19 protein-coding genes and 1 tRNA gene are annotated in these 20,769 nt (G+C 68.3%); 12 read left to right on the top strand and 8 right to left on the bottom strand.

Annotation, left to right across the window (positions count from 1 at the left end; genetic code table 11):
* The first annotated feature begins 12 nt into the window (after positions 1-12).
* Positions 13-507, top strand: coding sequence for a h domain protein (locus tag AB0L97_RS04305; RefSeq protein WP_364425096.1), 495 nt, complete (start codon positions 13-15; stop codon positions 505-507).
* A 19-nt stretch (positions 508-526) separates the two neighbouring features.
* Here the strand turns inward: AB0L97_RS04305 and AB0L97_RS04300 are convergent, their stop codons facing one another.
* From AB0L97_RS04300 to AB0L97_RS04285, 4 genes are all read right to left on the bottom strand, one after another.
* On the bottom strand, positions 527-1,993 hold the full coding sequence (locus tag AB0L97_RS04300) for a HAMP domain-containing sensor histidine kinase (protein WP_356963642.1): 1,467 nt from the start codon (positions 1,991-1,993) through the stop codon (positions 527-529).
* On the bottom strand, positions 1,990-2,721 hold the full coding sequence (locus tag AB0L97_RS04295; RefSeq protein WP_067795068.1) for a response regulator transcription factor: 732 nt from the start codon (positions 2,719-2,721) through the stop codon (positions 1,990-1,992). Before AB0L97_RS04295 ends, AB0L97_RS04300 begins: the two co-directional genes overlap by 4 nt.
* A 70-nt stretch (positions 2,722-2,791) precedes the next feature.
* Complete coding sequence (locus AB0L97_RS04290) at positions 2,792-4,333, bottom strand: trehalose-6-phosphate synthase (RefSeq protein ID WP_364425229.1); 1,542 nt, start codon at positions 4,331-4,333, stop codon at positions 2,792-2,794.
* Positions 4,334-4,417: 84 nt separating this feature from the next.
* Complete coding sequence (locus AB0L97_RS04285) at positions 4,418-4,588, bottom strand: hypothetical protein (protein WP_169334155.1); 171 nt, start codon at positions 4,586-4,588, stop codon at positions 4,418-4,420.
* A 188-nt stretch (positions 4,589-4,776) separates the two neighbouring features.
* On the opposite strand from AB0L97_RS04285, the gene AB0L97_RS04280 reads away from it, so the two are divergent.
* The 4 genes from AB0L97_RS04280 (at position 4,777) to AB0L97_RS04265 (ending at position 8,980) form a co-directional block, all read left to right on the top strand.
* Complete coding sequence (locus AB0L97_RS04280) at positions 4,777-5,595, top strand: alpha/beta hydrolase (RefSeq protein WP_355077054.1); 819 nt, start codon at positions 4,777-4,779, stop codon at positions 5,593-5,595.
* Positions 5,596-5,763: 168 nt separating this feature from the next.
* On the top strand, positions 5,764-6,003 hold the full coding sequence (locus tag AB0L97_RS04275) for an MbtH family protein (RefSeq protein WP_067795192.1): 240 nt from the start codon (positions 5,764-5,766) through the stop codon (positions 6,001-6,003).
* A 244-nt stretch (positions 6,004-6,247) separates the two neighbouring features.
* Positions 6,248-6,319: transfer RNA gene (locus AB0L97_RS04270), tRNA-Thr, on the top strand.
* 948 nt (positions 6,320-7,267) lie between these two features.
* Positions 7,268-8,980, top strand: a complete 1,713-nt coding sequence (locus tag AB0L97_RS04265; protein ID WP_364425092.1) for a glycoside hydrolase domain-containing protein — start codon at positions 7,268-7,270, stop codon at positions 8,978-8,980.
* Positions 8,981-9,174: 194 nt separating this feature from the next.
* On the opposite strand, the gene AB0L97_RS04260 is transcribed toward AB0L97_RS04265, so the two are convergent.
* Positions 9,175-9,600, bottom strand: a complete 426-nt coding sequence (locus AB0L97_RS04260; RefSeq protein WP_364425090.1) for an HIT family protein — start codon at positions 9,598-9,600, stop codon at positions 9,175-9,177.
* A 50-nt stretch (positions 9,601-9,650) separates the two neighbouring features.
* Positions 9,651-10,028, bottom strand: coding sequence for a PH domain-containing protein (locus tag AB0L97_RS04255; RefSeq protein ID WP_356963646.1), 378 nt, complete (start codon positions 10,026-10,028; stop codon positions 9,651-9,653).
* Between the two features lie 181 nt (positions 10,029-10,209).
* Here AB0L97_RS04255 and purD point away from each other — a divergent pair, with 181 nt between their 5' ends.
* The gene (purD, locus tag AB0L97_RS04250; protein WP_356963647.1) at positions 10,210-11,481 is read left to right on the top strand and encodes a phosphoribosylamine--glycine ligase; all 1,272 of its coding nucleotides are present in this window, start codon (positions 10,210-10,212) and stop codon (positions 11,479-11,481) included.
* Between the two features lie 486 nt (positions 11,482-11,967).
* Here purD and AB0L97_RS04245 read toward each other — a convergent pair whose 3' ends face one another.
* Positions 11,968-12,945, bottom strand: a complete 978-nt coding sequence (locus AB0L97_RS04245; RefSeq protein ID WP_364425087.1) for a M23 family metallopeptidase — start codon at positions 12,943-12,945, stop codon at positions 11,968-11,970.
* 53 nt (positions 12,946-12,998) lie between these two features.
* Here AB0L97_RS04245 and AB0L97_RS04240 point away from each other — a divergent pair, with 53 nt between their 5' ends.
* From AB0L97_RS04240 to AB0L97_RS04225, 4 genes are all read left to right on the top strand, one after another.
* Entirely contained in the window at positions 12,999-14,165 is a 1,167-nt protein-coding gene (locus AB0L97_RS04240) for a pyridoxal phosphate-dependent aminotransferase (RefSeq protein ID WP_364425085.1), read from the top strand.
* Positions 14,166-14,293: 128 nt separating this feature from the next.
* Complete coding sequence (locus tag AB0L97_RS04235) at positions 14,294-14,992, top strand: TetR family transcriptional regulator (protein ID WP_364425083.1); 699 nt, start codon at positions 14,294-14,296, stop codon at positions 14,990-14,992.
* A 6-nt stretch (positions 14,993-14,998) separates the two neighbouring features.
* The gene (gene purB, locus AB0L97_RS04230; protein ID WP_364425081.1) at positions 14,999-16,420 is read left to right on the top strand and encodes an adenylosuccinate lyase; all 1,422 of its coding nucleotides are present in this window, start codon (positions 14,999-15,001) and stop codon (positions 16,418-16,420) included.
* Positions 16,421-16,519: 99 nt separating this feature from the next.
* Positions 16,520-16,939 carry an HIT family protein gene (locus AB0L97_RS04225; protein WP_364425079.1) on the top strand — a complete coding sequence of 140 codons (420 nt, stop codon included), beginning with the start codon at positions 16,520-16,522 and terminating at the stop codon, positions 16,937-16,939.
* Positions 16,940-17,071: 132 nt separating this feature from the next.
* On the opposite strand, the gene AB0L97_RS04220 is transcribed toward AB0L97_RS04225, so the two are convergent.
* A complete protein-coding gene (locus tag AB0L97_RS04220; RefSeq protein ID WP_364425077.1) occupies positions 17,072-18,160 on the bottom strand; it encodes an alkene reductase in 1,089 nt (362 codons plus the stop codon).
* A gap of 46 nt (positions 18,161-18,206) precedes the next feature.
* Here AB0L97_RS04220 and AB0L97_RS04215 point away from each other — a divergent pair, with 46 nt between their 5' ends.
* Together AB0L97_RS04215 and AB0L97_RS04210 are read left to right on the top strand one after the other, a co-directional pair.
* Positions 18,207-18,578 (top strand): MerR family transcriptional regulator, encoded by a 372-nt coding sequence (locus AB0L97_RS04215; protein ID WP_364425075.1) that lies wholly within the window; start codon positions 18,207-18,209, stop codon positions 18,576-18,578.
* 10 nt (positions 18,579-18,588) lie between these two features.
* A complete protein-coding gene (locus tag AB0L97_RS04210; protein WP_355076934.1) occupies positions 18,589-20,757 on the top strand; it encodes a S9 family peptidase in 2,169 nt (722 codons plus the stop codon).
* The last annotated feature ends 12 nt before the right edge of the window (positions 20,758-20,769 follow it).

The raw sequence follows: 20,769 nt of genomic DNA, 5'->3' as shown, positions 1-20,769 counted from the left end.
AGAGGACACAGCATGAGTATGAACGGCATTCGCGCCAAGATCCTGCTAGCGGTCCTCGGTGTGGTCGTCGCGGCGGCCGCGGTCGTCGGCGGCGTGAACGGCTACCGCTACTGGGATGACCGGCAGGCCGAGCAATCGCGCAAGGACGCGGTCGCGACGGCGGGCCGCACTCTCGAGGCCATGTTCACCTACAACCCGCAGACCGTCGACACCGAGCTGCGCAAATCCGCCGACAACCTCAGCGGCGACTTCCGCGCCGACTACCTGACGCTGATCGAGAAGCAGATCGCTCCCGGCGCCAAGGAGAAGCAGCTCACCGTCACTGCGACCACCCAGGCGGCCGGCGTCATCTCCGCCGACCGCTCGCACGCGCAGGTCCTGCTGTTCCTCAACCAGGTGATGACGAGCAAGGACGCCCCGCAGGGCACCACCACGGGCAGCCGGGTACGCGTCTCCTTGACGAAGTCCGATTCGCACTGGTTGGTGTCGGCGGTGACGCCGGTCTGACGCCGGTCCGCTGGATTCGCTAGGCCGATTCCGATGACACTGTGCGCGGCAGCCGCACCGTGAACGTCGTCCCGGCCTCGGGCGTACTGCGCACGCCCACCTCGCCGCCGTGCGCCGTCACCAGCGCTTGCACGATGGACAAGCCGAGACCCGTGCCGCCGCTGCTGCGGGCGCGGGAGGTGTCGGCACGGTAGAAGCGCTCGAAGACGCGGTCGGCGTCCTCCGCTGTCAGTCCTGGACCGGTATCCGCCACTTCGAGCAGCACATCGTCGGGGCCGGGGGTGAGCAATACCGTCACCTTCGCGTCGGGCGCGGTGTGGGTGAGGGCGTTGTTCAGCAGATTGCTCAGCACCTGGCGCAGCCTCGCCTCGTCCCCGATCACCTCGAGCGTCCCCTCGCCGGGTTCGATCCGCAGCTCGATGGTGCGGACGGGCCCGTCGGCGTGCCCGGCGGAGACCACGGCGCGCGCGTTGTGCACTCCGTCGCTGGCGACGGCGAGCAGGTCCACCGGGCCGAGTTCCAGCGGGCGCTGCGCGTCCAGCCGCGCGAGCATCAGCAGGTCTTCCACGAGCACGCCCATCCGCTGGGATTCGCGCTCGATGCGGTCCATGAACGCGGCGGGATCGTCGGTCGCGCCCTGCCGATACAGCTCCGCGAACCCGCGGATCGTCGTCAACGGGGTGCGCAACTCGTGACTGGCGTCGGCGATGAAACGGCGCATGCGGTCCTCGGACCGGCGGGCCGCCTCCTCGGACGCGGCGGTCGCGGTGAACGCGCGCTGGATCTGCGTCAGCATCCCGTTCAGCGATCTGGACAGCCGGTCGACCTCGGTGTTGGTGTCGCGCACCGGCACCCGGCGGTGCAGGTCGCCTTGGGCGATGGCCGCGGCGGTGCTCTCCACTCGGCGTAGCGGCCGCAAGCTGCGCCGCACCATGAAGTACGCGAGCACCGCCAGCACGGCCAGGACGACCGCCCCGACGATCAGCTCCAGCACCACGAGCCGGTGCACCGTGTCGGTGTTCTGCGTGAGCGGCAGCGCCACTGTCGTCGTGCCCTCCGGTGTGCGCAGCGTCAGCACCCGCCACCGGATCGCTCCTCCGTTCGCGGAGTCGACGGTGTACGGGCCCGTCGGCGGCGTGGCAGGCAGCACCGGCTCCGCGTCGACGGCGAACGCCGGGATGAGGAACGCGCGCCCGTCGGTGCGTATCGAACGCACCCAGAACTGGCTCGGGGCGTGGCGTGGGTCGGGTGGCAGCACCGGTGGCGGCGGCCCACGCCGGGACCATTCCATCGCGCCTCCGCGCAACTGCTGGTCGGTACGGGCGGTCAGCTGCTGTTCCAGGGCCGAAGTGACCACCATGCCGGAGACGAGCAAGCCGAGCCCCGCCGTGAGCACCAGCAGAACCATCAGCGTCACGCGCAGCGGAACGGCGGACAGCCAGCCGGAAACCTTCGCGCGCGCGCCGACGATCCGGCCCCGGCTCATGAACCGCTCTTGCGGTGGGGCGCGCGCATCACGTAGCCGACGCCGCGCAACGTGTGGATCAGCCGGGTATCGCCGGTGTCGACCTTCTTGCGCAGGTAGGAGACGTAGGTTTCCACGACGCCGACCTCGCCGCCGAAGTCGTAGCGCCAGACGTGGTCGAGGATGCGCGGTTTGCTCAGCACGGTGCCCGCGTTGACCATGAAGTAGCGCAGCAGTGTGAACTCGGTGGGCGACAGCGCGACCGGCTCGCCCGCCTTCCACACCTCGTGGGTGTCGTCGTCGAGTTCGATGTCCTCGAAACGGAGGCGCGAGCTTTCCCGCTGCGGCGCGGCGTGCCCGGCGCGGCGCAGGATCACCCGCAGCCGGGCCACCACTTCCTCCAGACTGAACGGCTTGGTGACGTAGTCGTCGGCACCGAGGGTGAGGCCGGTGATCTTGTCCTGCACGTCGTCGCGCGCGGTCAGGAACAGCACGGGCGCGTCGATGCCGTCGGCCCGCAACCTGCGCAGCAGGCCGAAGCCGTCCATGCCGGGCATCATCACGTCCACGATCAGCGCCTGCGGACGGAAACTGCGCGCCTTGTCCAGCGCCTGCGCGCCGTCGGCCGCGGTGTCGACTTCGAAGCCCTGATAGCGCAGACTCACCGCGAGCAGTTCGACGATCATCGGCTCGTCGTCGACCACCAGCACCCTGGCCTCGGGTGTCTGCTGCACGGGGGCGCCACTCATGGCTTCATCGTCCGCTGTTCGCCTGCGAACTTCCTGGACCGAAGCTGGGTGATTCCTGTGAACGTCGGACTCAGCGGTCCTCGGGATAGACATCGTCGTCGGTCAGCAGCGCGCTGCCCGCGACCTGGTCCTGCGCCAGCGCGTCGAGGAAGGCCCGCGCCCAGCGATCAACATCGTGCGCCAGCACCTGCCTGCGCAGCGAGCGCATCCGCCTGCGTTTGACGTCGCGCTCGTCCTCCAACGCCGCGACGATGGCGTCCTTCACGTCGTCCAGGTCGTGCGGATTGCACAGGTACGCCTGCCGCAGTTCCGACGCGGCGCCGGTGAACTCGCTCAGCACCAAGGCGCCGTTGAGCCCGCTGTGGCACGCGACGTACTCCTTGGCGACGAGGTTCATGCCGTCGCGCAGCGGCGTCACCAGCATCACGTCGGCGGCGACGAAGAACGCGACCAGCTCGTCGCGCGGGATCGGACGGTGCAGGTAGTGCACCACCGGGTAGCCGACCCGGGCGAACTCGCCGTTGATCCGGCCGACCTGGCGTTCGATGTCGCCGCGCATCTGGATGTAGCTCTCCACCCGCTCGCGACTGGGCGTGGCCAGCTGGATCATGACCGTGTCGGCGGGATCGATCCGGCCCTCGACGAGCAGCTCCTCGAGCGCGTTGAGGCGGATATCGATGCCCTTGGTGTAGTCCAGCCGGTCGACGCCGAGCAGGATGTTCTTCGGGTTGCCCAGCTCGGCCCGGATCTTGGCGGCGCGCTCGCGCACCGATCTGCGCCTGGAGTGCTCGTCCAGCTCGGCGGAGGCGATGGAGATCGGGAACGCGCCGACGCGCACCGTGCGGAAACCGACCTGGACGACGCCGAGCTTGGAGCGCACGCCGACCGACCCGCGCGAGGTCGGCTGACCTGCCAGCCTGCGCGCCAGATAGAGGAAGTTCTGCGCGCCGCCGGGCAGGTGGAAGCCGATGAGATCGGCGCCGAGCAGGCCCTCCACGATCTCCGTGCGCCACGGCATCTGCATGAACAGCTCGACCGGCGGGAACGGGATGTGCAGGAAGAACCCGATGGTGAGGTCGGGGCGCAGCATGCGCAGCATCTTGGGCACCAGCTGGAGCTGATAGTCCTGTACCCACACCGTCGCGCCCTCGGCGGCGACCTTGGCGGTGGCCTCGGCGAAGCGCCGGTTCACGGTGACATAGGCGCTCCACCACCTGCGGTCGTAGACCGGCCGCACGATGACGTCGTGGTACAGCGGCCACAGCGTGCCGTTGGAGAAGCCCTCGTAGTAGTCGGCCACCTCGTCGGCCGACAACGGGACCGGATGCAGTTCGAGGCCGTCCTCGATGATCGGATCCACGTCGACATTGGGGACGCCCGCCCAGCCGACCCACGCCCCCTTGTTGTTGCGCAAGACCGATTCCAGCGCGGTCACCAGACCGCCCGGGCTGCGTTTCCACCTGGTGCTGCCGTCGGGCAGTCGTTCGAGGTCGACCGGGAGCCGGTTGGCGACGACGACGAAACCGGAGCCAGCACCGGAGCCGGTGGTTTCCGCCGCGGCGTCAGCAGTCGAGGTGTCTCTGGCGTGCTCGGAGTCGTCGGACGGATTCATCTGGTCCACTCACGCATCCTTTGCGCGTTGCTGTATCCCGCTGGAGTTGTGTAGTCGACGTCGCCGTTGGCGTCGAGAACGAGATTATTCGCCTCGAGCGTTCGGTCCAATACCCAACATAGACAACAACATCCGGCATTCGTCCGCGTCCTCGGCGTAGGCCGCGACCACTCGCTGCGCCTGACGCGCCGTTTCGTCGGCGAGTGGTTCCAGATCGTCGTCCGCAATGTCGTTGGCGCTGCCCTTCGCGGCCATCGTCAAGTCCTCCCGGCTCGTGCGCTCTTACCCTGCGAAAAGTCAATGGTATGCGACGCTGGGAGGCGCGCCCGCCGGGGCGTTGGCGCAATGGCGGCGCGCGCCGCCAGGACACCCCGGTCGAAGTGCCTTCCTCGCTGGTCCCTATACCGTGGGGAGCGCAGCACCAACTCCACGAAAGGGTCGACATGCCGCTGGCCACGGTGAACGGGATTTCCCTCAATTATCAGGTGAAGGGTGACCGCGCCAAGGGCTCCGCGCCGCTGGTGGTCATGATCATGGGCACCGGCAGTCCCGGCCGGGTGTGGGAGCTGCACCAGGTTCCGGCCCTGGTCGCGGCCGGTTACCGGGTGTGCACGTTCGACAACCGCGGGATCGCGCCGTCCTTCGAAGCCGCCTCCGGCATGACCATCGACGAGCTGGCCGCCGACACCGCCGCCCTGATCGAATTCCTGGACGAGGGCCCGGCGCTGGTGGTGGGCACCTCGATGGGGGCGCGTGTGGCGCAGGAGTTGGCACTGGCCCGCCCCGACCTGGTCCGCAAGGCCGTGTTCATGGCCGGGCACGGGCGGCTGGACCAGTTCCAGAAGACGCTCTCGCTCGGTGAACACGAACTCGACGCGGGCGGGGTGACACTGCCGCCGAAATACGAGGCGGCGATCACCGCGGTCATGAATCTCTCGCCTGCGACCATGGCCGAGCCGAACGCCGCGCGCGACTGGCTCGACCTGTTCGAGTTCACCGGCGGGCCGGTCTCGCCAGGCATTCGCGCCCAGCGCAGGATGGATCACGATTTCGACCGGGTGCAGGCCTACCGGGCGATCCGGGTGCCATGTCTTTCGGTCGGATTCGCCGACGACCGGATGATTCCGCCGTATCTGTCCAGGGAGATCGCCGAGGTCATTCCGGGTGCGCGGTACCAGGAGGTACCGGACGCCGGGCATTTCGGATATTTGGAGCGGCCGGAGGCGGTGAACAAGATTCTCCTGGACTTCTTTGCGTCCTGATTGCGAGTCGGCCGAGGTGCGGGCATAGGTAACCGCCCAGGCGTAACGTCTTGCTTGCTAGTGTCGAAACAACGCTCGGGTCTGTCGGCGCCAGAGGTTGGAAGCAACCCGGCACCGTGCGAACCAGGAGCGATCCCGTACATAGCGCCAGTATCCAGTGAGGTGAAATTGAGCACCAACCCCTTCGATGATGAAGACGGCCGCTTCTTCGTCCTGGTCAACGACGAGGAACAGCATTCCCTGTGGCCGGCCTTCGCAGAGGTTCCAGCCGGATGGCGAGTCGTGTTCGGTGAGGACAGCCGCGCCGCCTGCGTCGAGTACGTGGAGAAGAACTGGACCGACATGCGTCCGAAGAGCCTGCGCGACGCCATGGCCGCAGACGACGCGGCTCGTCAGGGCTCTGTCTGATCTGCCGCGCCTCCGGCGCGGCGTGTTCGTGACTCCTTGACGGCTCCCGTCCGAGTGACCGCCGCTCGCGACTTCGTCGCGGACGCGGCGGCCACTCGGCTATGAGCTGGGCCGCGAACGGCACATGCTCGATCTCGCTTCGCTCGAAAGCGGTTGTCGGGCCGGTACGGTCGCGTTCGGTGCCGAACGCGGATTCCGTTGTGATGCGGACGGCGTACCAGGCTATGATGACAACCGCTTTCCCGCCTCCTTAGCTCAGTGGTAGAGCACTCGCCTTGTAAGCGAGCGGTCGTCAGTTCAATCCTGACAGGGGGCTCCGTCCAGCCGCTGCGCGTCTGTAGCTCAGTGGTAGAGGCCGTGCTCGGTGTTGTAAGCGAGCGGTCGTCAGTTCAATCCTGACAGGGGGCTCCGTCCAGCCGCTGCGCGGCTGTAGCTCAGTGGTAGAGGCCGTGCTCGGTGTTGTAAGCGAGCGGTCGTCAGTTCAATCCTGACAGGGGGCTCCGTCCAGCCGCTGCGCGTCTGTAGCTCAGTGGTAGAGGCCGTGCTCGATGTTGTAAGCGAGCGGTCGTCAGTTCAATCCTGACAGGGACACCATTCGGCACCTCTGTGGTTGCAGCCCGTGAGGTCTCTGCCGGGCAGGATGCCGCTCGATTCGATCGGCGGCCCCGACACCGCTCGTCGCTGTCGCGGTCGTCTCCGGCTCGAGTTCGGCTGCGTGATTCGGTCGGGCCGGGCGCTTTCGGGAGTCTCCGAGAGGGCGTCACGGTCGCGGCAGGCGAGAGCCGAGGCGGACCGGGCGCACCGCTTGCGCTGCCAGTTGGACGATCTGCGGGCTGTGGCGCGGCCAGAGGGAACGATCGCGGTGGCCGCGGAAGACCTGCCGCCGAACGCGCCGATTCGAATTCGGTGGCTGCGGTGAAGAATTCGTCATCCTGGCCTGCTCCCGAGTGCTCAGCGCAAACGGCTGACCAGTTCGAGAGTGATAGCAAACAGTTGGCAAATCTGATTACCGACTGCCGAGCATGTTTCCCGCTACGAGTCTGTTTGTAGTCTGGTGTGCGCAAATATTTCTCGTGACGAGCATGTTCAGGTCACGCGCAAACACCGGATGGGCCACAAACGGGACATCTCGGCATACTTCGCGCACATTCGGGTGACTCTAGCTCTGTCGGGTTCTCCATCTGCCGAAAGTTGCTTCAGATGTACGAATACAACGCGTTGCCGCCGACCGTTGCGCGGGCTCGTACGACCAAGGGGGCGCGCGATGACTGAGCTGATCGACTTCTCCGCCGCGCTCATCGAGCCGCAAGCGATCAAAGACGCTGGATACACGGGCGTCATAGGCTACTTCAGCGATTCCCGTCCTGGCACGAATTTCGGTGCGAAGCCGCTGCGGCGGGAATACTGCGACCGATTACGCGCCATCGGGCTCGAGATAGTCACCAATTACCAGTACGGCAAGGGGGAGACGTCGGACTGGAAAGGCGGTTACGACGCGGGCGTGCGCCACGCGCGGATCGCGCTCGGTTACCACCGCGCGGCCGGCGGGCCGGATTCCCGCCCGCTGTATGCCCCCGTTGACGCGAATCCGTCGCTGGACGAGTGGAATTCGCTGATCGCGCCGTTTCTCCGGGGCTGGGCATCGGTCGTCGGTCTGGAATGGACCGGCATGTACGGCAACGCCCGGTGCATCGACTGGGCGCTCGAGGACGGCGTCGCCACGTGGTTCTGGCAACACAACTGGTCCGGTGATTCCTCGATCAACGGCGACCATCCCGCCGCGCACCTCCATCAGATCCGCATCGACGCCGACCGGGTCGGCGGCGTCGTCGTGGATGTCGACAAAGTCCTCGCCGCCGACTACGGCCAATGGTCGAAGGCGAATCCGAACTCAGGGGGAACAATGCAGAAGCCCGACTACGTCGAATTGGACCGGATGGGCGACTCCGCGTCCAGCCGCCACGGTGCGCGCGTCGAGAACTTCCTGCTGCATACCCAGGAAGGCAACGGAACCGCCGAAAGCCTGGCCAACTATCTGAACAATCCGGCGAACGGCGTGAGCTACCACTACACCGTCCGCGATGGCGTGGTGGTCGATGTGGTCGACACCGACCTGGCCAGTTGGTCGGTGCTGGACGCGAACTCGTTCACCATCAACCTCTGCTTCGCGGGCAGCCGCGTCGCATGGAGCAGGGACGACTGGCTGCGCATCCGCGACGATATCCGCATCGCGGCCTGGCTCGCGGTGCAGGACGCGCGCAAATACGGCTTCGACACGTATGTCATCACGCCGCCCTACCAGCGGCGCCAGGGCATTTCCGACCACAAGTACGTCACCGAGTGTCTCGGCATCGGCACGCACACCGATGTGGGACCGAATTTCCCCTGGGACGTGTTCGCCGACGACGTGCGCGGCTTCGCCACCGGCGAGCCGAGCGGATCGGAGCCGAACGCGATCAACGATTGCGCGGCGGCGAATCCGTGGCTCGGTACGCGGATCACGGCAGGGGAGATCGCGACACCCGACGGCGCGGGGCGCTTCGCCCAGTTCGAGCACGGGTACATCTATTGGCATCCGGACACCGGCGCGCACGCCATCCCAGAGACGCTGTGGGGAAAGTTCGAAGCATTGGGTTGGGAGGCAGGCCCGCTCGGCTATCCGATCACCGACCGCACCGTCGTGCACGGGGCGGACGGCCAGACGACGGGTGAGGTGCAAGGCTTCCAAGGCGGAGCGCTCTACCGGCGCCAATCGAGCGACAGCGTGTGCTGGGTGCACGGCGCGATCCGCGACCGCTGGAACCGCTCGGGCTACCAGACCGGCCCGCTGGGCTGGCCGACGACCGACGAGATCCCCTGGGACACGGGTACCTACCAGGACTTCGAGCACGGCCGGATCTACTGGACCCCGAGCCAAACCCTGGCCACGGTCGCGATCGGCGGAGTCGATACACCCTTGCACGACGTCGCGAGCTGACCGATAGATAGAGAAAGGTAAGGGTCGACCGCGACGAGCGGTCGGCCCTTACCAAAACCGAGGCGACGACTGATCTCGTACGAACATGGGTAACTCACCGGGTACTCCCAGAACCTACGTGGCACGCAACGCAGGACCTGAACGCAAATCACGCACCACCCGACCAGTACGGCCTGAATACCCGGAGAGGCGGATCAGCCTGGGACGTTGTCGCCGTGGCCGAGGTCGCGCAGCGCCTGCTTGATCTTGGCCTGGGCCTCGTCCAGGGACTCCGGACTCGGGTTCGGGTCGGCGCCGGAGATGTCGAAGTCACCCAGCGAGAAGGCCGGGAACACGTGGACGTGCAAATGCGGCACTTCCAGACCGGCGATCAGCAGACCGGCGCGCGGCGCGGCCCAGGCCGCGCGCACGGCCTGGCCGATCTTCTGTGCGACGGCGGTCAGCCGGGCGAGGGTGTCGGTGTCGATGTCCTGCCAGTGGTCGATCTCCTTGCGGGGCACCACGAGGGTGTGACCGGGAGTGACCGGGGCGATGGTGAGGAAACCGACGAACTCGTCGTCCTCCCAGACGAAACGGCCCGGGAGCTGACCGGCGATGATCGCGCTGAAGACAGAAGCCATGTCCCGCAGCGTAGACCGGCCCGTGTGCCCAGGCGCCGGACCGCCCCGCGCTACACCGCGACGAAATGCGACAGGATGCCCTGCACCTCGTAGATGTCCACCTGCCGGTTGAACCGCTTCAGCAGCGGCTCGTCGCCGCCCGAGATCCAGATGGCCAGCTCCGCGTCCAGATCGAAGGTGCCCGCGGTCTCCACCGAGAAATGGGTGATCGCGCGATAGGGAACGCTGTGGTAGCTCACCTTGCGGCCGGTGACGCCCTGCTTGTCGATGAGGATCAGGCGGCGGTTCGTGAACAGCATCGCGTCGCGGACCAGCAGGTACGCGGCATAGACCTGTTCGCCGTTGCCGAGGAGCTTGGCGTACTCCTGTTGCGCCTGCCCCGGATCGATCCGGCCGGCGTTGCCCATCAGTCCGTCGATCAGACCCATCTCAGCACTTCCTTCGGGTGCTCCGGCGGCACGAGTGGTCAGGCCCCCGCTCGTGCCGGAAAGGACGACAGTGGTCGGTGTGGGCCGTGTCACGCCCCACATCCGTTGTCCCCTTTCATCATCCCCTCCGCGCGCACCGGCAGCGGCGAAGACGCCGAACGGCTCGTTTAGGCTGTCTGCCGTGCGTGTACTCGTCATCGGTTCCGGAGCCCGTGAACATGCCCTCGTCCTGGCGCTGCGCCGGGACCCCGCGGTGACCGCGCTCTTCGCCGCCCCCGGCAACGCCGGGATCGCCCAGCACGCGCAGGTCCGCCCGGTCGACCCGTGCGCCGCCGAGGACGTGGTCGCGCTGGCCACCGAGGTGGACGCCGACCTGGTGGTGATCGGCCCCGAGGTCCCGCTGGTGCTCGGCGTCGCCGACGCGCTGCGGGTGGCGGGCTTCCCGTGCTTCGGTCCGTCGGCCGCGGCCGCCCGGATCGAGGGCTCCAAGGCGTTCGCCAAGGATGTGATGGCCGCCGCGGGCGTGCGCACCGCGCACAGCGAGGTGGTGGACAACCCGGCCGAGCTGGACGACGCGCTGGACCGTTTCGGTCCTACCTGGGTGGTGAAGGACGACGGACTCGCGGCGGGCAAGGGCGTGGTGGTGACCGCCGACCGCTCCGCCGCGCGCGAGCACGGGGCCGAACTGCTCGAACAAGGCCACCCCGTACTGCTGGAATCGTTCTTGGACGGACCGGAAGTCTCGCTGTTCTGCCTGGTCGACGGCGAGACGGTGGTTCCGCTACTGCCCGCGCAGGACCACAAGCGCGTCGGTGACGGCGACACCGGCCCCAATACCGGCGGCATGGGCGCGTACACGCCGCTGCCCTGGCTGCCCGCGCAGACCGTCACCGCGATCGTCGACGACGTGGTGAAACCCGTTGCCGCCGAGTTGGTGCGGCGCGGCAGCGGCTTCTCCGGCCTGCTCTACGCGGGGCTGGCGATCGGCGCGGCCGGGCCCGCCGTGGTCGAATTCAATTGCCGCTTCGGCGATCCCGAGACGCAGGCGGTGCTCGCGTTGCTGGAAAGCCCGCTCGGCGAACTGCTGCACGCCACCGCCACCGGCACGCTGGCGCAGGTCGCCCCGCCGCGCTGGCGCGACGGCTCCGCGATCACCGTGGTGCTCGCCGCGGAGAACTACCCGGGGCGCCCGCGTCTCGGCGACGCGATCTCCGGCGCGGGCGAGGGCGCGTCCGACGAGAACGCGACGGTGCTGCACGCGGGCACCACGCAGCGCGAAGACGGCGCCCTGCTCTCCGCGGGCGGGCGGGTGCTGAACGTGGTCGGCGTCGGCGCCGACCTTTCCGAGGCCCGCGCCCGCGCCTACGACCGCATCGCCGCGATCAAACTGCCGGGCAGCCACTACCGCACGGATATCGGCTTGGCCGCCGTCGAGAACCGCATCGAGGTCTGAGCGGGCGGCTCGGTCGGCGCAGGCCTTGGTGGCCGCGCAGCAGAGCCGACGGATCGGGGTAGAACCGGCTCGGTCGGTGCAGGCGCTGGTCGCCGTACAGCAGAGGCAGTGGATCGGGGTCGCACCGGTCCGGTCGGTGCAGCCGCCCTGGTCGCCGTACAGCAGAGCCGACGGATCGGGGTCGAACCGGCTCGGTCGGTGCAGCCGCCCTGGTCGCCGTACAGCAGAGCCGACGGATCGGGGTAGAACCGGCTCGGTCGGCGCAGGCCCTGATAGCCGCCCAGCAGACGGCAGTATGGGGCTCGAACTGCTGAGCCTGCTACTGGTCGGGGCCTGGTCCGCGGCGTCGATCTCCTATGCCGCTACGTGGCCGACCGTCGTCCACACCAGCGCAGGGCCGGTCCTCGCCGCAGGTGCGTGGAACCGCTCCTGTGCCGACGGTTGCGCGTGCCCCGATGCCGCTCGAGCCACCGGGTGCGTCGCGGTTCAGCCGAACGTGAGTCCGCGCACCGCCAGCCACTGCTGCGGGTCCACGTGCTGTCCGCCGACGATCACCTCGAAGTGCAGGTGCGGACCCGTCGAGTCGCCGCGGTTGCCCATGCGGGCGATCTGCATCCCCGCGGGCACCCGCTCGCCGACCGAGACGAAGAAGTCGTACATGTGCCCGTAGACGGTGATGCTGCCGTCATCGTGGCGGATTCGCACCCACAGGCCGAAGCCCTGCGCCGGTCCCGCGTCGATGACGGTGCCGTCGGCGACCGCGTAGATCGGGGTGCCGATCGGGCCCGCGATGTCGATGCCGTTGTGGAACGTGCCCCAGCGCGAGCCGAAGCCGGAGGTGAAGACGCCGTGGGCGGGTAGAACGAAGCCCCGGCCGCCCGGCAGCATCGCCCCGGGCTGCACCGGTGCGGTTCCGGTCATCCACGGCTGCTGCTCACCGGCGACGGCGGCGGCGGCCTCGGCCTTCGCGCGTTCGAGGGTCGCGCGTGCGGCGGCCGCGACCACCGCCTGTTCGCGCAGCCGCTCACCGTTGGCGATGGCGTTCAGCAACCTGGTCACCGAGGGCGGAGTGTTCTGCATCTGCGGTGGATATGCGACGGCGACGAGCTGGGCGGCGTCCGGCGCGGGCGTGCGATCGGTGACCGTCCCGGCGAACGACATGTCGCTCGCGGCGAACACCGCGGTCGCCGCGAGCCCGCCGAGCAGCACCTTGTGCTTGCGCGCCAGTCCGAGCAACGCCTCGCCGCTGGGTTTGCGGCGCCACAGGTCACGGGGATCCGGCCTGCGCCGCCACCAGGCCTGCAGGTGGCGGCGGCGCGCCCACAGCACGCGCGGATCGAGTCTCCCGAAAAGTCGAGGTCGGGAACGTCGCGGTAGGCGCGCACGCCAGTCGCGCGGAATGACGCCTATGCCGGCTACTCCGCGCACTCGGTCGAGTCCGTCTCGTCGAGACTTATCGAGCATCGGGTAGACCATAACCGCGACTGCGCGGTGAAGCGTGCTCTACCGTCTGTCGAGTGTCCAGAGAATCTCGCCGGTCGACCATTCCACCTTTCTACGTGATGGATGTGTGGAAAGCCGCCGCGGAACGCGCCCGGACGCACGGTGATGTGCTCGTACTCGCGGCGGGGCAGCCGTCGACGCCTGCGCCCGCGCCGGTGCTGCGCGCGACCCAACTGGCCATTCAGTCCGAATTGCTGGGCTATACCGAGACTTTCGGCATCCTGGCGATTCGGGAAGCGATCGCCGAACATCATCGGGAGACCTATGGTTATCAGGTCGATCCGGACGACGTCGTCGTGACGACCGGCTCGTCCGGCGCCTTCTCGCTGATCTTCCTCGCCGCGTTCGACCCCGGCGACACCGTCGTGGTCGCGCGTCCGGGCTATCCGGCCTACCGCAACACGCTCGCCGCGCTCGGCTGCCGCGTGCTGGAGCTGGACTGCGGCGCGCAGACCAGGTTCCAGCCCACCGTCGCCATGCTCGAAGCGCTTCCGGAGCCGCCCGCCGGTCTGGTGGTGGCCAGCCCTGCCAACCCCACCGGCACCATGATCGCCCCGGCGGAGCTCGCGGCGCTGGCCCGCTGGTGCGAGGAGCACGGCACGCTGCTGATTTCCGACGAGATCTACCACGGCATCACCTATGACACGGGGGCCGACAGCGCGACCTCGTCGGCGTGGGAAACATCGCGGGAAGCGGTGGTGATCGGCTCGGTCTCCAAGTACTTCTCCATGACGGGTTGGCGGCTGGGCTGGATGCTGGTGCCGAGCGGGTTGCGCCCCGCGTTGCAGCGCCTGGCCTCGAACCTGACGGTGTGCCCGCCCGCGATCTCGCAGTACGCGGCGCTGCACGCGTTCGGCGCGGAGGCCAAGGCGGAACTCGACGGGCACGTCCGCCGGTACGCGGTGAACCGCAGGTTGCTGCTGGACGGACTGCCGAAACTGGGCATCACCGACCTGGCCCCGGCCGACGGCGCCTTCTATGCCTACGCCGACATCGGCCACCTCACCGACGACTCCCGCGCCTGGTGCGCCGACGTGCTGAACCACACCGGCGTCGCGCTCGCACCGGGAGTGGATTTCGACACCGTCAACGGACACCGAACGGTACGTTTCTCGTTTGCCGGAGCCACCGCCGACATCGAGGCGGCGCTGCTGTGTCTAGGGCACTATCTACGCGTTTGAAAGCTTTGCCCGGCAAGAACTTTTCGCAGTTCGGCACCCCGGCCGCGCGGATGCGGTAAAACAACGATGGTTGCTTTTCCTCGCTGATTTCCCCTGGAAGAACTGATGACGACTGGCACGATGGCACGGTGATCACCGCGACGACCCCGAAAGGCGAACGGCGTCGCCAGGCTTTGATAGCCGCCGCTGCCGAGCTGTTGCTCGAAGGCGGATTCGAGGCGGTGCGGCATCGTTCGGTTGCGACGCGCGCTGATCTGCCTCTGGCGTCGACCACCTACTACTTCGAATCGCTGGACGACCTCATCGCGCGAGCGGTCGAGTTCAGCGGCAACGCCGAGTTGGACGCGATGCGCAGGCGCGTCGGCGAGGTGAGCCACCGCCGCCGCGGCGCGGAGGCCACCGTCGACCTGGTGCTCGACCTGCTGGTGGGCAGCGACGGGGCCGACGAGGGCGCGCGCGAGCAGCTCATCGCCCGCTACGAGCGATCGGTCGCGTCGGCGCGGCACCCCGAGCTACGCGAAGTCCAGCTACGGCTGCGGGCCCAGCTGGACGAGCTGCTGGCCGACGTGCTGCGCCGATCCGACCGGATGGTGCGGCCGGAACAGTTGCGCCGACTCGTCGCGGTGGTGGACGGAGCCGTGGTCGCCGCGCTCACCGAGATGGACCCGGAGCCCCGGCGGATGGCTCGCGGCGCGCTGCTGGAAGTGATCGACATCGTCGCGCCCCCGGCGCGGTCGGCGCCTCCGGAGGCGGCGGCCTACGCGGCCGCGGACAGCCCCGTGCGTGCCACGCCCCAGCAAGTGGATCGTTACCGAGCACTAGACTGACCGGACGTGAGCATCGTCCCCAATGTCCTCGCCACCCGCTACGCCAGTCCCGGGCTGGTGCATCTGTGGTCGCCGGAGCACAAAGTCGTACTCGAGCGGCGGTTGTGGCTGGAGGTGCTGCGGGCACAGGCGGAGCTGGGCGTCGACGTGCCCGACGGGGTGATCGCCGACTACGAGCGGGCGCTCGACGAGGTGAATCTGTCCTCCATCGCCGAACGTGAGCGGGTCACCCGACACGACGTGAAGGCGCGCATCGAGGAGTTCAACGCGCTGGCCGGGCACGAGCACGTGCACAAGGGCATGACCAGCCGCGACCTCACCGAGAACGTGGAGCAGCTGCAGATCCGGCTCTCGCTCGAGCACGTGCACGCGCACGGCGTCGCGATCGCCGCGCGACTGGCCGAGCGCGCCGCGGAATACCAGGCGTTGGTGATGGCGGGCCGCTCGCACAACGTCGCGGCGCAGGCCACCACCCTCGGCAAGCGGTTCGCCTCCGCGTCCGACGAATTGCTGATCGCGCTCACCAGGCTGCGCGAGCTGATCGACCGCTACCCGCTGCGCGGGATCAAGGGCCCGATGGGCACCGCGCAGGACATGCTCGACCTGCTCGGCGGCGACCCGGCCAAGCTCGCCCGGCTGGAGCAGCAGGTCGCCCGGCACCTGGGTTTCGCGACCGTGCTCACCAGCGTCGGCCAGGTCTACCCGCGCTCGCTGGATCACGATGTGCTGTCCACGCTGGTGCAAGTGGGCGCGGGCCCGTCCTCGTTCGCGCACACCATCCGGCTCATGGCCGGGCACGAGCTGGTCACCGAGGGTTTCCAGCCCGGGCAGGTGGGCAGCTCGGCGATGCCGCACAAGATGAACACCCGCTCCTGCGAACGGGTCAACGGTCTGCAAGTGGTGCTGCGCGGTTACGCCTCGATGGCGGCCGAGCTGGCCGGTGCGCAGTGGAACGAGGGCGACGTGTTCTGCTCGGTGGTCCGCCGCGTCGCGCTGCCGGACGCGTTCTTCGCCATCGACGGGATGATGGAGACCTTCCTCACCGTGCTGGCCGAGTTCGGCGCCTACCCGGCGGTGATCGCCCGCGAACTGGACCGGTACCTGCCGTTCCTCGCCACCACGCGCATCCTCATGGCAGCCGTCCGGACCGGTGTCGGCCGCGAGACCGCGCACGAGGTGATCAAGGAGCACGCCGTCGCGGTCGCCTTGGCCATGCGCGAGCAGGGTCGCGAACCCGACCTCCTGGACCGCCTCGCCGCCGACCCGCGCCTCCCGCTCGACCGCCCCGCCCTCGACGCGGCGCTGTCCGACAAGTCCGTCTTCGTCGGCGCCGCCGAAGCCCAGGTCGCCGAGGTGATCGGCCAGGTGCAGAAACTCGTCGACCGGTACCCGGACGCGGCCCGATACTCGCCGTCACCGATCCTCTAGCGGACTGCGCCTTTCGCGGCGAAATCCTTCGTCGCGCGGGCGGGAACCGGAAGGGATTGCGTAGCACGAAGACACAGACGACCGCATAGGCTGCGAGTCGTGAATCCCTACACGATTTTCGCCGATATCGTTGCCGGGCGGGCGCCGTCGAGCAAGGTCTACGAGGACGACGATGTCGTGGCGTTCATGGACATTCGGCCCATGACGCCGGGGCATCTGCTGGTGGTGCCGAAGGTGGCGGCGCGCAGTCTTGCGGAGCTCGATCCGGTCGTCGGGGGGAAGTTGTTCCAGGTGGGGCAGCGGCTCGCGGCGGCGTTGCGGGCCAGTGAGGTGGGGTGCGACGGGGTGAATTTCTTTCTGGCGGATGGAGTTACCGCCGGGCAAGAGGTATTCCACGTCCACTTGCACGTGATCCCGCGTACTCCGGGCGACGGGTTCGGCTTGCGCGGCCGCCCGACCAGTCCGCGGCGGGAGGATCTGGACTACCTGGCCTCCTCGATCCGCGGCGCGCTGGACTGAGCTCGCCGCCGCTCGGCTCATGGTCGGCGATCATCGCCGAGGCGTCATCGATCGGCGCGGTGATGTCCCGGCCTCTCGGGTTTTCGCGGGACGCGAGGAATCGGCCGCGCCCGCGTTTCCCGTAGCGACGAGTCAGTCGCGCACCAGTTCGGCCGCGGTCCAGTTCGGATAGTCGCTGTAGCCCTCGGCGGTGCGGCCGTACAGGTATTCCTCGCGGATGGGAGCCAGCGGCAGGTCATGCCGAATGCGGTGCACGAGATCGGGATTCGAGATGAACTGCCTGCCGAAGGAAACCAGGTCGGCGTGACCGGCGCGCAGCACCTGTTCCGCGCCCGCCGCCGTGGTCGGCTCGCGATTCTCGCCGATGTTCGCGATGAGCGTGCCGTGCCAGCGCGGCCGCAGGTCGGCCAGCGCCGGGTAGCGGTCGTTGTCGGTCAGGTGCAGGTAGGCCAACTCGCGCCGATCGAGCTCGCTGACGAGTGCGCGGTAGAGCGGGGCCGGGTCCGCCTCGTACATGTTGAACTGGGGATTGCCCGGCGAGAGCCGGATGGCGGTGCGGTGCGCGCCGATGGCCTCGCTCACCGCGTCCACTACCGCGAGGGGCAGCCGCATGCGGTTGGCGATCGAACCGCCGTATTCGTCGTCGCGCAGGTTGGTGTTGTCGGCGAGGAATTGGTGCAGCAGATAGCTGTTCGCGCCGTGGATCTCGACGCCGTCGAAGCCCGCTGCCACGGCATTGCGCGCGGCGGCGGCGTAGTGCTCGATCGTGGCCTCGATATCCGCGTGATCGAGTTCGGCGGGAGTGATCGGATCGGCCTTGCCGCCGTCGATCAGGTGCACTCTGTCGTCGTCCAGCACCGCCGACGGTCCGGCCGGCCAGGATCCATCGATCCGGGCGAGCGGATGACCCTTGCGCCCGCCGTGCATGAGCTGCGCGAAGATCCGTCCGCCGCGCGTGTGCACCGCCTCGGTGACCCGGCGCCACGCCGCGACGTGCGCGGGCGTCTGCAAGCCGGGCACCCACGCTTCGCTCTGGCCGGTCGAATGCGGCCAGATGCCCTCGGTGACGATGAGTCCCGCCGTGGCGCGCTGGGCGTAGTAGGCGGCGACGTCGCCGGTCGGCGAGCCGTCGGGCAGCGAACGCAGCCGGGTCATCGGCGCCATGACGATCCGGTTGGGGAGGTCGAGCGGGTGGTTGCGGTATTCGGTCAACAGCAGCATGGCTGTACCGTAAAACCTGACATTGATGTTAGGTCAAGGAGCGATGGTGCGGATCGGTGAACTCGCCGAGCGGACCGGCGTGAGCGTCCGGTCGCTGCGGTACTACGAGACCAAGGGACTGCTGGCCTCGGAGCGGACCTCCGGCGGGCAGCGAGAGTACGCGGAGACGGCGGTCGACCGCGTCCGGCGCATCCAGCAGATGTTCGCCGCCGGCCTGCACAGCGACACGATCGGCGAACTGCTGCCGTGCATCCACGACGTCGACGGCACGCCCAACGCCAGGGCGACGCCGTTCCTGGTGGAAAAGCTCACCGAGGAGCGCGCCAGGATCGATCAGGCGATGCGCGATCTGCGCCGGACCGGTGACGTGCTCGACGGCATCATCCAGGCGGCGGGCGGCGAGGCATCCGAACAGTAGGGTGGACGCCATGGCTCTCGACAGCGGAACGATCTCCGAACCCGGTAGCGGCGCGGTGGCGCCGCCGGTCGCCAAGACGGTGCCCACCGAGCGGGTGCACCACGGCGACGTGTTCGTCGACGAGTACGAGTGGCTGCGGGACAAGGACAACCCCGACGTCATCGCCTACCTGGAGGCGGAGAACGCTTACACCGAGGCGCAGACCGAGCACCTGAGCACGCTGCGCGAGACGATCTTCGACGAGATCAAAGCGCGCACGCAGGAGACCGATCTGTCGGTGCCAACCCGGCTGGGCGACTACTGGTACTACTCGCGCAGCTTCGAGGGCAAGCAGTACGGCGTGCACTGCCGGTGCCCGATCGCGGCGGGCGCCGAAGGCATCGACGCGTGGACTCCGCCGCAGCTGAACGCCGAGACCGAGGTGCAGGGCGAAGAGGTGCTGCTCGACAGCAACGAACTGGCCGAAGGACACGATTTCTTCTCGCTCGGCGCGTTCTCGATCAGCCATGACGGCACGCTGCTCGCCTACTCGGTGGACAACGTCGGTGACGAGCGGTACGTGCTGCGCTTCAAGGACCTGCGCACCGGCGAACTGCTCGGCGACGAGATCGCGGGCACCGCTCCGGGCGCGACCTGGTCGCTGGACGGTAGCCACGTCTTCTATCAGACCGTCGACGAGTCGTGGCGGCCCGATACGGTGTGGCGGCACCGGCTCGGCGCCACCGATCCCGACGTCAAAGTGTTCCACGAACCCGACGAGCGCTATTGGGTCAGCATCGGCGCGAGCCGCTCGGAGAAATACCTGATGATCTGGGTCGGCTCCAAGATCACCAGCGAGGGCTGGGTCCTCGAGTCCGACGATCCCGAGGGCGAGTTCCGTGTGCTGCTGCCGCGCCGCGAGGGCGTCGAGTACTCCGCCGAGCACGCGGTGATCGGCGGCGAGCACCGCTTCCTGATCCTGCACAACGACGTGGTCGACGGCGTCAAGGCGGAGAACTTCGTGCTCGCCGAGGCGCCGGTGGACGACCCGTCGAACCTCACCCAGCTGATCGGCCATCGCGAGGACGTGCGGCTGGAGGATATCGACGCGTTCCGCGACCACCTGGTGCTCAGCTACCGGCGCGAGGCGCTCACCCGGATCGCGGTGTGGCCGCTGACCGACTCCGGTTACGGCGAGCGCCGGGAACTCGACTTCGATCTGGAACTCTTCGCGGTCGGCGTCGGCTCCAACCCGGAGTGGGCGCAGCCGACTCTGCGCATCGGTGTGACCTCGTTCATCACGCCGATGCAGGTGTTCGACTACGTCCCGGTCACCGGTGAGCTGCTGTTGCGCAAGGAACAGCCCGTGCTCGGCGGCTACGACGCGAACGAGTACGAGCAGCACCGGGATTGGGCCGTGGCCGAGGACGGCACCCGGATTCCGATCTCGCTCGTGCGGAAGAAGACGACGGCCGAGGGGCCGAAGCCGCTGCTGCTGTACGGCTACGGCTCCTACGAGGCGAGCATCGACCCGTCCTTCTCGGTTGCCCGATTGTCGCTGCTGGATCGCGGCATGGTCTTCGCGGTCGCGCACGTGCGCGGCGGCGGCGAGATGGGCAGGCTCTGGTACGAGCACGGCAAGACGCTCACCAAGAAGAACACCTTCACCGACTTCGTCTCCGCCGCACGGCATCTCGTCGACACCGGGGTCACGGCCCCGGACCGGTTGATCGCCGACGGCGGCAGTGCGGGCGGCTTGCTGGTCGGCGCGGTGGCGAACCTGGCCCCCGAACTGTTCACGGGCATTCTGGCGAACGTCCCGTTCGTCGATCCGCTCACCTCCATCCTCGATCCGTCGCTCCCGCTCACCGTGATCGAGTGGGACGAATGGGGGAATCCGCTCGCCGACGAGGACGTCTACGCGTACATGAAGTCCTACTCGCCGTACGAGAACGTCGAAGCCAAGGACTATCCGGCGATCCTGGCCATCACCAGCCTGAACGACACCCGCGTGCTCTACGTCGAGCCCGCGAAGTGGATCGCCAAGCTGCGCGCCACCGCGACCGGTGATGCGCCGCTGTTGCTGAAGACGGAGATGAGCGCGGGCCACGGCGGGGTCAGCGGGCGCTACGAGAAATGGCGGGAAGTGGCCTTCGAGCACGCTTGGATTCTGGACACGCTCGGTCTCGCAGGCGCGTAGCGCACCGGCGCG

It is taken from the genome of Nocardia sp. NPDC051911 (assembly GCF_040681035.1).
In the GTDB taxonomy this organism is placed as follows: domain Bacteria; phylum Actinomycetota; class Actinomycetes; order Mycobacteriales; family Mycobacteriaceae; genus Nocardia; species Nocardia sichangensis.
The sequence above is the reverse complement of the archived record's forward strand: the minus strand, read 5'-3'. Positions and strand labels throughout refer to the sequence as shown.